Below are 14,415 nucleotides of genomic sequence, written 5' to 3'. Positions count from 1 at the left end.
GATGCTTAAATCCTCTCGCGCCGACGCCATGAAGCTGACTACGTTGCCTCTGAGCCGCTTGCTCGCGGATGCGCGCCGCGATCATGCGACGCTCGACCACCTCCCGCCCAATCTCACGCTGACCGACGCCAACGCGGCGTATGCGGTCCAGCATGAGATCCTGGCCATTGCCGGCGCGCGCATCGGCGGCTGGAAGATCGGCGCCAAGTCGGACAGCGGGCCGATCCAGGGCGCGCCGTTGCCGGACGTCGACCGGTATCCCAACGGCGCCACTGTGCCGCGCGCGGCCTTCGCGCCATTGGGCCTGGAACTAGAGATCGCCTTTCGTTTCGGTCGCAGTTTCGAGCCCACCACAACGCCTTATAGCGAGGCCGACGTCCATGCCGCAATCGGCTCGTTCGGCGCGACCATCGAAATCGTCGCGAGCCGTTTCGCCGCGTGGCCGGACGTCGACAAGCTCGCGCAACTCGCGGACTTGCAGAACCACGGCGCGCTCATCGTCGGCGAATTCATGCCGTACGACGAGAGCTTCCCGTTTGTCTCGCCCGCGCTGCGTTTCGATTTCAACGGACGCGATGTCGTGGAATTGACGCCCGCCAATCCCGCAGGCGATCCGCGCCGATTGCTCACGTGGCTTGTCAATCACGCGACGTCGCGTGGCGTCACCGTGACGCCCGAAATGGTCGTGACAACTGGTTCGTACACCGGCATGTTCTTCCCACGAAGCGCGGGCACGGCACACGGACGCATCGAAGGACTGCCATCGGTAAGCGTCACGTTGTATTGACCGTTCGGGCGCTCGCGCGCTTTGCCGCGTTGCGCCGCGATTTCTGCGTATTGCAACAACACCGACGTTATGACGAACCCCACTTCCGCTTTGCTGGTCAAGCCGATTCATCTCGTGCCGTCCACGGCGCGTCTGATGACGCCGCTCGCGCAACATCTGCGTAAATCGTTGCGTGGTGACGTGCTGTTCGATGCAGCAAGCCGGGGACGTTATGCGACCGATGCGTCGATCTATCAGATCATGCCCGTCGGCGTTGTCGTGCCGCGCGACCAGGACGATCTGCGCATCGCACTCGACATTGCGCGCAGCGAGAAAGTGCCGCTGCTCGCGCGCGGCGCGGGCACGAGTCAATGCGGACAAACGGTCGGTGAAGCGCTCGTAATCGACACGAGCAAATGGCTGAACAATATCGTCGATTTCAACCTGGAGGCGCGCACGGTGACGGTCGAGCCGGGCGTCGTGCTCGATCATCTGAACGCGTGGCTCAAGCCGCACGGTCTCTGGTTTCCGGTGGACGTGTCGACAGCGGCGCAATGCACGATCGGCGGCATGGCGGGCAATAATTCGTGCGGTTCGCGCTCGATTGAATACGGCAACATGGTGCACAACGTCGAAGCGATCGACGCGATTCTCGCCGACGGCACCGAAGCGCGTTTCGCTTCGTTGCGCGATGCGCCGCAAGGCGCGCGTTTGCAGCAGATATTCGAAGGCGTCAGGCAGATCGCGCAACGCGAGCGCGACGAAATCGTGGCGCGCGTGCCGAAAGTGTTGCGCCGCGTGGCCGGCTATAACATCGACCTGTTCGACTGCCAAAATCCGCGCGCTTATACCGACGACGGCGTGGCGAATCTCGCGCATCTACTGGTCGGCTCGGAAGGCACGCTCGCATTCAGCCGTCAGTTGACGCTGAAGCTCGCGCCGTTGCCCGCGCACAAAACGCTGGGCGTGGTCAATTTTCCGACGTTCTGGCAGTCGATGGATCTGACCCAGCACATCGTCAAGCTGAAGCCGGTCGCGGTGGAGCTGGTCGACCGCACCATGATCGATCTGGCCATGAGCAACCCTGCGTTTCGCCCGGTCGTCGAAAAGGCGCTGGTTGGCGAGCCGCAAGCGGTGCTGCTCGTGGAATTCGCGGGCGAGTCGCGCGACGCGCAACTCGAGTCGCTCAGGCAACTCTCCGAATTGATGGCCGATCTCGGCTTGCTTGGCTCGGTTGTGGAAATGCCGGACGCGAACGCGCAAAAGGCGTTGTGGGAAGTGCGCAAGGCCGGCCTCAACATCATGATGAGCATGAAGGGCGACGGCAAGCCGGTGTCCTTCATCGAAGACTGCGCGGTGCCGCTCGAACATCTCGCCGAGTACACAAGCCAGTTGACGGAGGTGTTTCATCGGCATGACACCGAGGGCACCTGGTATGCGCATGCGAGCGTCGGCACGCTGCACGTGCGGCCGATCCTCGACATGCGACGCGACGGCGCAGTGAAAATGCGCGCGATTGCCGAGGAAGCCGCCGCATTAGTGCGCGAATACAAGGGAGCTTATTCCGGAGAGCACGGCGACGGTTTGTGCCGCGGCGAATGGGTGGCGTGGCAATACGGTCCCAAACTCAATCAGGCGTTCAGTGAGATCAAGGCGCTGTTCGATCCGGACAACCGCTTCAATCCCGACAAGATGGTGCGTCCGCCGAAAATGGACGACGCGCGCTATTTCCGTTTCGCGCCCGGCTATCAGGAACGGCCCATTGAACCGGCGCTCGACTGGTCCGCATGGAATGTCGAACGCGATCCGCTGACTGGCCGCGAAACCGCGCCGGGCAGCGGCAACGACCTAGCAGGCGGTCTCGCGAAGGCCGTCGAAATGTGCAATAACAACGGCCACTGCCGAAAATTCGATGCAGGCACGATGTGCCCGAGCTACCGCGTGACGAAAGACGAACAGCATGTCACGCGCGGGCGCGCGAACACCTTGCGTCTCGCGATCTCCGGTCAGCTAGGTGAGGCCGGCCTTGCCAGCGACGAAGTAAAGGACACGCTCGATCTCTGCGTGTCATGCAAGGGCTGCAAGCGCGACTGTCCGACGGGCGTCGATATGGCGAAGTTCAAGATCGAAGCGCGCGCCGCGCGCGTCAAGCGACACGGTCTGACGCTGCGCGACAAACTCGTCGCCTTCATGCCGCGCTACGCTGCCACGGCGAGCCGCATGCCGGGCTTGATCGCGCTTGCCGACAATGTGCCGCTCGTGTCGGCCTTGTTCAAGCGCGCGGTCGGTTTCGCGAGCGAACGGAGCTTGCCGCGTTTCAGGAAGTCGTTTCTGTCGAGCGCGAGGCCCACGGTGAACGCGCATGGCGCGGCGCTGAAGGAAGTGCTGTTGTTCGTCGACACCTTCAATAACAGCATGGAGCCCGACAACGCCAGGGCGGCGCAGAAAGTACTGGAGGCGGCGGGCTACACCGTGCACTTCAACATGCGCGAAGGCGAGCGGCCGGTCTGCTGCGGCCGCACGTTTCTCGCGGCGGGCCTGGTTGACGAAGCGAAGCACGAAGCGAGGCGGATGCTCGATCTCTTCAAGCCTTTCGTGGAACGCGGCGTGCCTATTGTCGGTCTGGAGCCGTCGTGCCTGCTGTCGCTGCGCGACGAGTTTTTGCACTACGGCTTCGGCGACGAAGCACAGCGGCTCGCCAAACAGGCATTCCTCTTCGAAGAATTCCTGGTACGCGAGGAAAAAGCGGGTCGCCTGAAACTCTCGCTGAAGCCCTTGGATACGCCACAGGCGCTGGTGCATGGCCATTGTCATCAGAAGGCGTTCGACGCCTTTACGCCCGTGCAAACCGTTCTGAAATGGATTCCCGAGCTGAAGGTATCGACGGTGGAATCGTCGTGCTGCGGAATGGCCGGCAGCTTTGGTTACGAAGCGGAGCACTATGCGACGTCGCAAGCCATGGCCGAGTTGTCACTATTGCCGGCGGTGCGCAAGATCGACGGCAATACCGTCATGGTCGCGGACGGCACGAGTTGCCGTCATCAGATTCACGATGGAGCGGGTGTGGAGGCCATTCATGTGGCCCGTGTGCTAGCAATGGCGCTGCAATAACTCTTAAGCCGGGACAGCCTGCCGGTACGCGGTGGGCGACACGCCCACGCCTTCGCGGAAACGGTGGCTAAAGTGACTCGCGTTTGCATAGCCGCATAGCTCGGCAATCCGCAGAAGCGGCAGTGACGTGGTGCGCAACAGCATGCGCGCGCGTTCGAGCCGCTGCTGCGCGATCCACGCAGCGGGCGGCAGTCCAAACGACGTGCGGAACATCCGCGCAAGGTGAAACTCCGACAGCGCCGCCACGCCTGCAAGTTCACCGATAGTGAGCGGCTCTGCAAGATGGCTCTCGATGTAATCGCGCAGTCGCCGTCTGGTCGCGACCGACAAACCGCCCTTCAGCGCCAGGCCGGTGCGGCGCACGCCTTGCGAGCGCAGCAGTAGGCTCAGCACTTCATGCGCGGTTTCGTTGGTGCGCAGCAAACCGTCCGGGTCGTCCCAATGTTCGTTCGCCAGCGACTGACACAGACTGGCAATGCGCGCGTCTTCGAAATATGTGCGGTCGGCAAGCGTCAACTCGCGCGGCTCGCGGTCTAGTTCCTGCACAGCGCGTTGCGTGAAGTGCTCAGGCAGGAAATAGAGGTGCATGAAATGCATATGGCCGCGCACCCACCAGCGCGATTCATGATCGCCGGGTAACGCGCATAGCCGCGACGGCGCGCCGTAACGCCCCGGCATTTTCTGCCGCTCGGTGCGATAGCCGCCATCCAGGTAGCACGAGAGGGTGTGGTGGCCTGGCCGATCGTAGACAGTCTCTGCGACCTCTGTGTCGCGCGTCCATACGGCAATCGCCAGACCGTCACCGAGCCACGCAAACCGGTCCAGGTTCGCGTTCGAGCTGCCGAGCGTGTGACACACCGACTGAATGCCGAACGGCGTTTCAGTGGCGTCATTCACAGCGACGGGCGGGCTCGGCTTCACGGGACTGGTGTCGTTCTTGCGGGATATGAGCGTAAGTATACGGCTGGCCGCGCCCCGGCACCTATGCGCTCGCGGTTCGCCGCCGAAAATGCGCAATCCTGGACAAGTCCGGGCGTCTGCGTTGCCTCATAGTCGCACTCCCGTATCCGCTGTTGCAGGCTTGACCATGAATCTGTCGCTTTATGCCGTTACTGTTCTGATCTGGGGCACCACCTGGATCGCGATCAAATGGCAGTTGGGCGAAGTGCCGCCGCCGGTTTCCATCGCCTGGCGTTTCTGGATCGCCGCACTGGTGCTGTTCGCGCTGTTGCGCATCATGCGCCGGCCGATGTGGCCGCCGCGCGCCGCATGGCGATTTTTGTTCGCCCAAGGGCTCGCGCTGTTTTGCGTCAACTTCCTGTGCTTCTACTACGCCGAACAGGTGGTGCCGAGCGGCCTCGTGGCAGTGGTGTTCTCCACCGCGCCGCTTCTCAATTCGATCAATGGACGGCTTTTTATGGGGCGTCCGTTGCAGCCATCGGCGATTGCGGGCGCGATGCTGGGCCTCGTCGGTATTGTGTGTCTCTTCGTTCAGCAGATGAGCGGACATCTCGGCGACCACGCCGCATGGCTCGGGCTTGGCATCGCGTTTCTCGGCACATTGTGCTTTTCGGCTGGCAATCTGCTGTCGAGCCGCATGCAGTCGATGGGATTACATCCGTTCGCGACCAATAGCTGGGCGATGTTGATCGGCGCGAGCGTGCTGACCATAGGAAGCGCGCTCGTCGGCTTCCCATTCGCTATCGAATCGTCCACCCGCTATCTCGGCGCACTGACGTATCTCGCGGTATTCGGCTCGGTGATCGGCTTTACCGCATACCTGATGCTGGTCGGGCGCATCGGGCCCGAGCGCGCCGCCTATTCGACCGTGCTGTTTCCGATCGTGGCGCTAGCGGTGTCGACGGTATTCGAGGGCTATCAGTGGTCGGCATTGACAGTGGTTGGATTACTGCTGGTGGTGGCCGGCAATCTGGTTGCGTTTGATATGACACGGCGCATTTTCGGGCGACGCAGCCACGCCTGATGCGCGCGGGGTTTATGCACACAAACTGCGCCTTTGCTGGGGATCGGGATTCACAAATAGCATTTGAAAAAAAAGGTATTGGTGACCTATTGACGCATCGTGACGAGACGGACCGTTCCTGTCACATAACACCGCGAGACCGCAGAAGAGCCGGCACGCCGCGCACTCCGATGCATGCGGTATATTTGTTTTATCAAATATTTACGGTCAATTTTTTTATCAATTAATTCACCTGTTTTCTATGCGAGGATGAAAGCGTCACTTGCAAGGGAACATCGTCGTGAATCTCCTTTCGCGCCTCGGCGCGGCAATCATTTTTTGCCACTGCCTTCTTCCGCTTACTGGCTATGCGCAGTCGCAGCTCACCTACACCACCTCGTGGATCGGCAACAGCTTCGGTTTCGGTGACGGCAAGTGGATGCAGCAGGATATCCAGGCAATCGCGGCGGGCGCCGACGGTACTGTTTTTACCAACGCGCCGTGGGACGAGAGCGGCAGTGAGATCGCCGCGTATCGCGGGGGCGACAAGATTGCCGTCGCCGGCTTCACGCACGGTTGGGGCGCTGCGGGCGGCGATGCCGTCGCGGTCAACCACACGTATCTGTACGCGGCAATGTCGATCGGTAACGAGAACAACAAGCTGGTCGGCGCAGACTATCCGCCGGCGGGACAGACGTGGTTTGGCATCACGCGCCGCACGTTAGCGAATCTCTCGGCCGGCGTGCCGTTTAATGCTGGCGTGGGCAATAGCGCGAACGCAACGAAAAACAGCTTCCTGCCCGTCGATACAGTAACGACCGGTACCGACGCGGCCATCCGCGGACTTGCCGCCACCGACAGCGAACTGTATCTCTCGGACACCTACGCGAACCGCATCGTTGTTTTGAACGCCAATACGATGCAGCCATTGCGCTCGTGGAGCGTCAGCTCACCAGGACGTATCGCGATCGACACCGATTCGACGCTCTGGGTGATAAGCGGCATATCGTCCGGAAACCTAGCTATCTTGCACTTCAGCGCAGATGGTACCGCGCTTGCCGGCGCGTTGCCGTTGGCCGCCGGCGCAGATCCGACCGACATCGCCGTTACGCCGGCGGGACAAATTCTCGTCTCCGATAACGGGCCGTCGCAACAGATTCTCGTCTTCAACAAGGACGCCAGCGGTCAACCGCGAGCGGCCTCACCGCTCGGCACGCGCAACGGTATCTTCCACGCGGTCAAGGGTGTGCCGGGCAACTGGCGCTTTAACGGCATGACGGGGATCGCGCTCGATCCGGCGGGCAACCTATATGTCGCGCAAAACGGTGAAGGGCCGCGGCCAGTTGGCTCTGCATCGGTCGGTCAAGGTGCGGTGCTCGAAAGCTATGTGTTCAGTTCGCATGCGTTGAACTGGCGGCTGTATGGGCTGACGTTCGTGGACAGCGCCGCATTCGATCCAGCCACGCCGGCTTCGGTGTACACCGGTTCGAAGCGCTTCGCGCTAGACTACAACCAGCCTGTGGGCCACGAATGGTCGTATGCGGGCTTCACGCTGAATCGCTTCGATTATCCCGATGACCCCACGTTTCATCAGCCGCGCGGCGTGCGCGGCGAGCCGATGGTGCGAAGGATCGACGGCCGGCCGTTTCTTTATACGCTCGATCCGGGCGCGCACTACCTGAACGTCTACCGTTTCGACGCCGCACATGGCGAGACGGCGATTCCGTCGGGGCTGCTCGCGCAAAATCCGCTGCCGGGCACGTGGCCTTCAGGTCAGCCGGGCTATGGCGAATGGCTGTGGCGCGATGTCAACCGTAATGGCGTTGTGGACGCCAGCGAGATCAGCAGCAATCCGTCGACCGGCAGCACCGTGGGCAATGGCTTCTGGTGGGTGGACGCGCCGGGCAACGTGTGGCTTGCCACACCGCTGAGCGGCATCCGCGAAATGCCTTTGCAGGGGCTGGATCTAGCGGGCAATCCGATCTACACCTACTCGAGTTCCAGAATGTTTGCGATGCCGCAGCCTTTCACGCGACTGGCACGGCTCATCTACATCGCGGAATCCGACACCATGTATCTGTCCGGTTTTACGAGCGCCGTTCCGTGGGACGCGACCCATTGGAAAGAGGCCGGCCCCGTGCTCGCGCGCTATGACAATTGGAGCTCGGGCACACCTACGCAGCAGTACGCGGTCTCGCTGCCGTGGAACACGCAGAGCAATCCGCAAACGACCGCCGTAGGCGTCGCGGTGGCCGGCGACTATGTCTTCGTGGCCGAGTTGTACACGGCGAAGGTCGATGTCTACGACGCGCGCACAGGTCAGCCGGTCGGTTGTATGACGCCCGGCGCGAGCGTGGGCAACACGGGCGGATGGGTGGACGTCTATCTCGGCATCAGCGCGGCGAAACGTGACAACGGCGAGTACGTGATTCTGGTAGAAGACGACGCGCGCGCAAAAATCCTGATGTATCGGTGGACACCTTAGTCCAGGTCGCGTTCGCGCCGATCACGAATAGACGGCAACCCGCGATCGGTATATAACAACGTGAAAGGATCGCTCGTTTACCGCTTCAAACGGAGAGACGCTTCATCATGACGCAAGACGTAACGCCTACGCCGCCCCCGGGCGACCGGCCCAATCTGGAAAACCTCGACGCAGCACTCAGTCACGTGGATCAGCAGGTATCGTCCGGCAGCATTGCGTCAGGTGCTGCAAAGGGGATTCTGTACAGCCTGATCGAAACGCTCGGCGCGTTCGTCGGCGATCCGGACTTGCCCGAACACGCGCGTTCGGGATATGAAGGGCTGCTAGAAGCTGCGCGAGAACTGCGCGCCAAGCTCGAACACTGAACGTTGGTTGGGCCTTTACGCTCGCCATCAGCAATTGGCGTTTAGCGTTTAACGGCTGACCCTTAACGACAGCGATCCCTCCTCGCGCCTCGTCGCCAAGCCGAGTGCTGGCCGAGTCGCCGTCTGTGATAAAAAGGCGCACTGTTCTCGACATTGCGCCTTTTCCATGTTCTCTGCGTCCGCTACCGCGTTGCTGGCCGTCGGCATTATCGTCGTGCTGATCACCCCGGGGCCGACTAATACATTGCTTGCGTCGGCAGGTTTGCGCCAAGGCCTGCAGCGGTCGCTACCGCTTATCGCCGCTGAGCTTGTCGGCTACCTGATTTCTATTTCCGTCTGGGGACGGTTCCTGGCGCAAGCCGCGCATGCGCTGCCATGGCTGCCCGCGTTGCTGCGCGTGGCGGCGGGTTTGTACATCGCCTGGCTGGCCATTGATATGTGGCGCGCGGCCGTCGCGCTACCCGACTCGACGCCGCGCGCGAGCGGCACGCGCACGCTGTTCATTGCGACGCTGCTCAATCCCAAAGCCTTGCTGTTCGCGGGCACTATTTTTCCGGCCGCTGCTTTCGCACTCTGGACCGCTTATCTCTGGGCCATGCTGATCTTCGTGTGCCTGCTCGTGCCGATCGCGCTCGCATGGATCGCTTTCGGCGCGGCGCTGGGCAGCGGCAAGCTGCGTTGGCTCGATGCGGCGAAAATCCAGCGCGGCGCGTCGATCCTGCTCGGCGTCTTTTCGCTGTCGCTTGCGTGGTCGGCGCTGCATTGACTGCACGGGACGGCGGCGCGCTTACTGTTCGACGCACTCATCCACGCTCAATGCGTCCTGCCATTCCGGCGCCGCCCATGTGATTTGCAGTTGCGGCGTGCCGTGCCAATCCGCGCACCGTTGCAACGCGCGCCGCAGGTCGCCAGCGAGTCGGGCGCTCGGACGCACGCCCGCTTCCATATGCACGGACTTCAATTCGAAAATGCCCTGCGCGCGGTGCGCCTTTGCATCGACGCGGCCTACCAGCCGCCCGCGGCTCAGTAGCGGCAGCACGAAGTAACCGTATTTGCGCTTCGCCGCCGGCGTATAACACTCGATTGCATAGTCGAAGTCGAACAGCGCGGCAGCGCGTTTGCGGTCCCACACCACAGGGTCGAACGGCGACAGTACCGTCGTCACCGTCGAGGCGAGTTTGCCGCTCGCGGCGTCGTCGAGCATGGGCGCGAGGTCGCGGTGCACGAACGTGTCCTGCTTCCAGCCGACCACTTGCACGGGAATCAATTCGCCGCGGTCCGCAAGCGCATGAAGCTCGTCGCGATACGGGCGGCGCGGCAGACGGTAATAATCCGCCACCCAGTCGGCCCGCGCGACGCCGAGCGCCCGGCAAGTGCGGCGCAGCAGTTCCTCGGTGACGACATCCGAAGGTGGCAGATCGCGTGCGTCGTTCCAGTCCGGCAAGACGCGTTCGGTGATGTCGTAGACGCGCTGAAAATTACGCCGCTCCGCCACCATGAGTTGTCCAATGGCGAAGAGCACTTCCAGATGGCGCTTCTCGGGCTTCCAGTCCCACCAGCCGTTGCCCTTGCCCGACTCGCGAGCGAAATCCGCCGAGCGCACCGGGCCCGTGGCGCGAATGTGTGCCAGGAGTTTCTCAATGTCTTCGCGATGCTTGTTGTGCCAGTCTGCCGCGTACTTCCAGCCCATGCCGCTCGGGTCCAGCATGCGATGACGCAGCAGGCCGTAGTCTTCGATCGGCACGAAACACGCTTCGTGCGACCAGTACTCGAACAGCTTGCCTTCGGCGAGATGTTCGTCGAGCCATTGCTGCGCATAGGCGCCGAGCCGGCTGAAGAGCACGAGATAAGGGCTGCGCGCGACGACGTGAATCGTGTCGATCTGCAATTGCGCCATGCGGCGGATCGCGTCGAGGACGTCGGCTTTCACGGCCTTGCGGCGCGGCGGTGTCAGCAGACCTTGTGCGGCCAGATGCAGCGTGCGGGCGGCGGAAAGCGGAAGAGTCTTCACGCGGAGGTTGTTCAGTGAGTGACTGCGATGAGAAGGCGCGAGCCTGACCTGAATCAGCAGACGCTACTGTAGCGTGAATGCAAAGCGGAGGTTGAGGCGAGCGCTGCGCGCATTGGAGGTGGTGCAGCGACGAAGCGACAGACGAGTCGTGGACTGGCCGCGGCTGAGCACGAGGTGGGCGGAAACCGACCTACCAATGGGTTGAGGTGGACGCGGGCGATGGTGAGCGCGTCGAAGGAAAAGCATCAAATCGGCCACCTGAAAACGCCTGCGCCGGTGCATGAACGGCCGCGCCCGGATGCGCCACGTCGTCAGCACCCAAACAGCGGAGCGCAGCGCAGCGAGGGCTCCGCGGCCCGCGCGCTCCAAGCCTACCAGCCGCGCCCGTGATGCTTGTCCCAGCCGCGATGACGGCCATGATCGTGATGCCAGCGGTGGCCCCGGTAATAGTCGTCGCGGTAGCCGTAACCGTAGACGGGCTGAGGCGCATAGACGACCGGCGGCGGGGCGTACATCACTGGCGGCGCGGCGTAGATTGGGCCGGGCGTGTTGACGAACACGCCCACGTCGACGCGAGCAGAAGCGGCAGTCGATGCGCAGGCGGCGGCAAGTCCGAAGGCGGCGAAGAAGATCGCGCGTTTGTTCATGCTTCTCTCCTGTGTCCCAGCAAGACGATTGCTGTTTCCAACGATCCGCCATTCGCTGTCGAATGGCTGACATTGATCTTACGAGATAGAAAGAAAAGCAGGTGCAACGAGTTGAAGGCGTGTGTAACAGAGCATTACCCGGCAGCCTGGCCGGCAGCTTTTGCTGTGGACCGCCCGTGTACGTGCGGCGGTCCTCGCCGAAGGTGAAGCTCAAACTCAAACTCAAGGTCAAGCCACGGATGCGACCGCTTCGTCCGCTGAAACCGCCAGTATCTGGTGAATCTGCGCGACCACCGCCGCACCTTCGCCGACCGCTGCCGCCACGCGCTTGGTCGAGCCCGCGCGCGCGTCGCCGATCGCATACACGCCCTTCACGGTCGTTGCGAGATCGCATGCCGACACGCCGTCCGCGCTGGTGCCCGTCAGCACGAAGCCCTTTTCGTCGAGTTCGACGCCGCAGGTGCGCAGCCAGTCGGTGTTCGGGTCCGCCCCGGTGAACAGGAACAGATGCCGCGTGTCGATGTGGTCAGTGCCATCGGGCAAGGGCTTTTTCAGAGTCACCGACGCAAGCCCGCTTTCGTCAGCGACAAGGCGATCGATCTCCGAGTTCGGATGCACGACGACGTTCGGCAGCGAGCGGATGCGGTCGATCAAGTAGCGCGACATGGTGGCTTCGAAGCCGCTACGCCGGATCAGCACGTGGACCTTCGCTGCATGCGTCGCCAGATAGACGATCGCCTGGCCGGCCGAATTGCCGCCGCCCACGAGCACGACTTCCTGGCGCTTGCACAGCTTCGCCTCGACAGGCGACGCCCAGTAGTACACGCCGCGTCCGTCGAAACGGTCGAGCCCTTCGAGCGCGGGGCGCCGGTACACCGCACCGCTCGCGATCACGATCGTGCGCGCGCTGATGTGACCGCCGCACTTCAGTTCGAGACGGTACGGCGCCTCCCCGCAATGCAGCGCTTTTACGTGGACGGGAATCGCCACGTGCGCGCCGAATTTCTGCGCCTGCACGAACGCGCGTCCGGCCAACGCTTGACCCGAAATGCCGGTCGGAAAGCCGAGGTAGTTTTCGATTCGGGAGCTTGCGCCGGCCTGGCCGCCCGGCGCGCGGCTATCGAGCACGATGACCGAGAGTCCTTCGGACGCCGCATACACGGCCGTGGCGAGCCCGGCCGGTCCCGCGCCTACAATCGCGACGTCGTAGACCAGCGAGGCGTCCAGATCTGGCAGCAAGCCGAGCGAGGTCGCCAGTTCGGGCATGCTCGGATGACGCAGCACCGAGCCGTCCGGACAGATGACGAGCGGCATGTCTTCCTGCTGCGCGCCGAATTGCTCGACGAGACGCAACGCGTCCTCGTCGCATTCGTCGATCGTGGAATGCGGATGACCGTTGCGCGACAGAAAGCCTTGCAACATCACGAGGCGCGCGTCCGTGCTGCTGCCGATCAGGATCGGGCCGCCCGCGCCCTTTTCAATAAGCGACACGCGCCGCAGAATCAGCGCGCGCATGATGCGCTCGCCCAATTCGGCTTCGGCCACGAGCAGTGCGCGCAGCTTCTCCGGCGGAATGAGCAACGCTCGCACCGCGCTAAGCGCCATGCCGTTGACGAGCGCGTGGCGTCCCGACAATTGGCCGACCTCGGCGAGGAAATGCCCCGGCCCGTGTTCGCCGATCACGACTTCACGGCCGATGCCGTCGCGTTGATAGACCTTCACGCGCCCTTCGAGCAGCACGAACATGCCAGGACCGGTGTGGCCGGTCTCGAACAGCAGTTCGCCCGCTTCCCAGTGGCTCGGTTCGCCGAACCGGCGTACGCGATCGATCTCCGCTGCGGTGAGCGCGGGGAACATCTGATGCATGCGCGTGGACAGATTCGAAAACGGCGCGTCGGCGACTACCGCTTCGGATTGTGTTTCGGGTTCTGAAACGGAAAGCATTGAACCGCTCCTTCAGTGTTCATTGATTGACTGAACGAAGGCGCAACGGCGCGCACGCAAAAGCGCGCAAGCGGAAGCGCCGCGGCGTCAAACCGCTTTCGGCGCGATGTGCTCGACTGCGGCCTCGGGCGGCGGCATGCCGGGCAAGGCCTCGACAGGCCTGCCGGAGTCGCGCCAGGCTTCCATGCCGCCGCGCAACGGCAGCACGTCGTCGAAGCCTGCTTCGTTCAACTGCTTGGCCATCCATGCGGCCGAAATTTCATTGGGACACGAACAGTAAATCACGAGCTTCTGGTCGCGCGGATACGTGGCGACGATCTGATCGAGCTGCCGCTCGTCGGCGAATTGCGAGCCCGGAATCACGAACGGATCGAGCTTGCGCTTCTCGTGCGAACGGATGTCGAACAGCACTGGCGTCTTGCCCGCCTCGACCAGCGTGGCGAGTTCGTCGACTTCGATGCGAGCCGACGCGAGCTTGTTGATCAACTGACGACGCCGAATCCAGCGATACCCCGCGTACAACAGCAATAGCGCAATAGCGACGACGCCCGCAGTGCGGCCGAGGCGCCCGGCGGCGGCGAACACCATGTCGATCTGATGCGCGAACAAGGCGCCGACGATCAGCCCCGTGCCCGACCACAACGCGGCGCCGATGCTGTCGTAGGTGAGGAACGTGCGATACCGGGTGCCCATTGCGCCCGCCATTGGAATAGACACGATCGACAGGCCCGGAACGAACTTGGCGACGGCCAGCACACGCACGCCCCAGCGCCCGAAAAACCGCTCGGTTTTTTTCACGCACGTGTCACGCGAAAGCGACAGGCGGCAGATGGTTTTCAGCGTGTTGCCGCCGTACAGACGGCCGGCCAGATACCACGCGCTGTCGCCGATCAGCGTTGCGAAGATGGACAACACGAGTACCGGCAGCAGTTGCGTGCCGACGGAGCCGGGATGCATGGCGGCCATTGCGCCGAACAACACGAGCGACGGCATAGCCGGTACCGGCAGCCCGATAGAGGCGGCCAGCACGTTGGCAAAAATGAGCGCCGGTCCGTATTGCTCGACGAGATCATGTAGCATCGACTTACATCCGCGGCCTTTTCAGGCACGGCGCAGTAGGGAA

Annotated in this window: 11 protein-coding genes; 6 read left to right on the top strand and 5 right to left on the bottom strand. The window is 62.8% G+C overall.

What is annotated here, in order from left to right:
- The first annotated feature begins 1 nt into the window (after position 1).
- Together OH764_RS32340 and OH764_RS32335 are read left to right on the top strand one after the other, a co-directional pair.
- The gene (locus tag OH764_RS32340; RefSeq protein WP_498850033.1) at positions 2 to 787 is read left to right on the top strand and encodes a 2-keto-4-pentenoate hydratase; all 786 of its coding nucleotides are present in this window, start codon (positions 2 to 4) and stop codon (positions 785 to 787) included.
- Positions 788 to 856: 69 nt separating this feature from the next.
- Complete coding sequence (locus OH764_RS32335; protein WP_498850032.1) at positions 857 to 3,877, top strand: FAD-binding and (Fe-S)-binding domain-containing protein; 3,021 nt, start codon at positions 857 to 859, stop codon at positions 3,875 to 3,877.
- Between the two features lie 3 nt (positions 3,878 to 3,880).
- On the opposite strand, the gene OH764_RS32330 is transcribed toward OH764_RS32335, so the two are convergent.
- The gene (locus tag OH764_RS32330; RefSeq protein WP_204523350.1) at positions 3,881 to 4,798 is read right to left on the bottom strand and encodes a helix-turn-helix domain-containing protein; all 918 of its coding nucleotides are present in this window, start codon (positions 4,796 to 4,798) and stop codon (positions 3,881 to 3,883) included.
- A 166-nt stretch (positions 4,799 to 4,964) separates the two neighbouring features.
- Here OH764_RS32330 and OH764_RS32325 point away from each other — a divergent pair, with 166 nt between their 5' ends.
- From OH764_RS32325 to OH764_RS32310, 4 genes are all read left to right on the top strand, one after another.
- Positions 4,965 to 5,861 carry a DMT family transporter gene (locus OH764_RS32325; RefSeq protein WP_498850031.1) on the top strand — a complete coding sequence of 299 codons (897 nt, stop codon included), beginning with the start codon at positions 4,965 to 4,967 and terminating at the stop codon, positions 5,859 to 5,861.
- A 280-nt stretch (positions 5,862 to 6,141) separates the two neighbouring features.
- Positions 6,142 to 8,325, top strand: coding sequence for an NHL repeat-containing protein (locus tag OH764_RS32320; protein ID WP_498850030.1), 2,184 nt, complete (start codon positions 6,142 to 6,144; stop codon positions 8,323 to 8,325).
- A 107-nt stretch (positions 8,326 to 8,432) separates the two neighbouring features.
- Complete coding sequence (locus OH764_RS32315; protein WP_498850029.1) at positions 8,433 to 8,690, top strand: hypothetical protein; 258 nt, start codon at positions 8,433 to 8,435, stop codon at positions 8,688 to 8,690.
- Positions 8,691 to 8,856: 166 nt separating this feature from the next.
- Positions 8,857 to 9,456: a LysE family translocator gene (locus OH764_RS32310; protein ID WP_498850028.1), complete on the top strand. Its 600-nt coding sequence runs from the start codon at positions 8,857 to 8,859 to the stop codon at positions 9,454 to 9,456.
- Between the two features lie 21 nt (positions 9,457 to 9,477).
- Here OH764_RS32310 and OH764_RS32305 read toward each other — a convergent pair whose 3' ends face one another.
- The 4 genes from OH764_RS32305 to OH764_RS32290 all read right to left on the bottom strand — a co-directional run bounded on the left by OH764_RS32305 (position 9,478) and on the right by OH764_RS32290 (position 14,372).
- The gene (locus OH764_RS32305; RefSeq protein ID WP_498850027.1) at positions 9,478 to 10,701 is read right to left on the bottom strand and encodes a winged helix-turn-helix domain-containing protein; all 1,224 of its coding nucleotides are present in this window, start codon (positions 10,699 to 10,701) and stop codon (positions 9,478 to 9,480) included.
- A gap of 371 nt (positions 10,702 to 11,072) precedes the next feature.
- Complete coding sequence (locus tag OH764_RS32300; protein WP_020068605.1) at positions 11,073 to 11,348, bottom strand: hypothetical protein; 276 nt, start codon at positions 11,346 to 11,348, stop codon at positions 11,073 to 11,075.
- Positions 11,349 to 11,576: 228 nt separating this feature from the next.
- On the bottom strand, positions 11,577 to 13,292 hold the full coding sequence (locus tag OH764_RS32295; protein WP_498850026.1) for an FAD-dependent oxidoreductase: 1,716 nt from the start codon (positions 13,290 to 13,292) through the stop codon (positions 11,577 to 11,579).
- A gap of 87 nt (positions 13,293 to 13,379) precedes the next feature.
- A complete protein-coding gene (locus OH764_RS32290) occupies positions 13,380 to 14,372 on the bottom strand; it encodes a DedA family protein/thiosulfate sulfurtransferase GlpE (RefSeq protein ID WP_498850025.1) in 993 nt (330 codons plus the stop codon).
- Positions 14,373 to 14,415: the final 43 nt, after the last annotated feature.

Source organism: Burkholderia sp. M6-3 (assembly GCF_050858985.1).
GTDB lineage: Bacteria > Pseudomonadota > Gammaproteobacteria > Burkholderiales > Burkholderiaceae > Paraburkholderia > Paraburkholderia caledonica.
The sequence above is the reverse complement of the archived record's forward strand: the minus strand, read 5'-3'. Positions and strand labels throughout refer to the sequence as shown.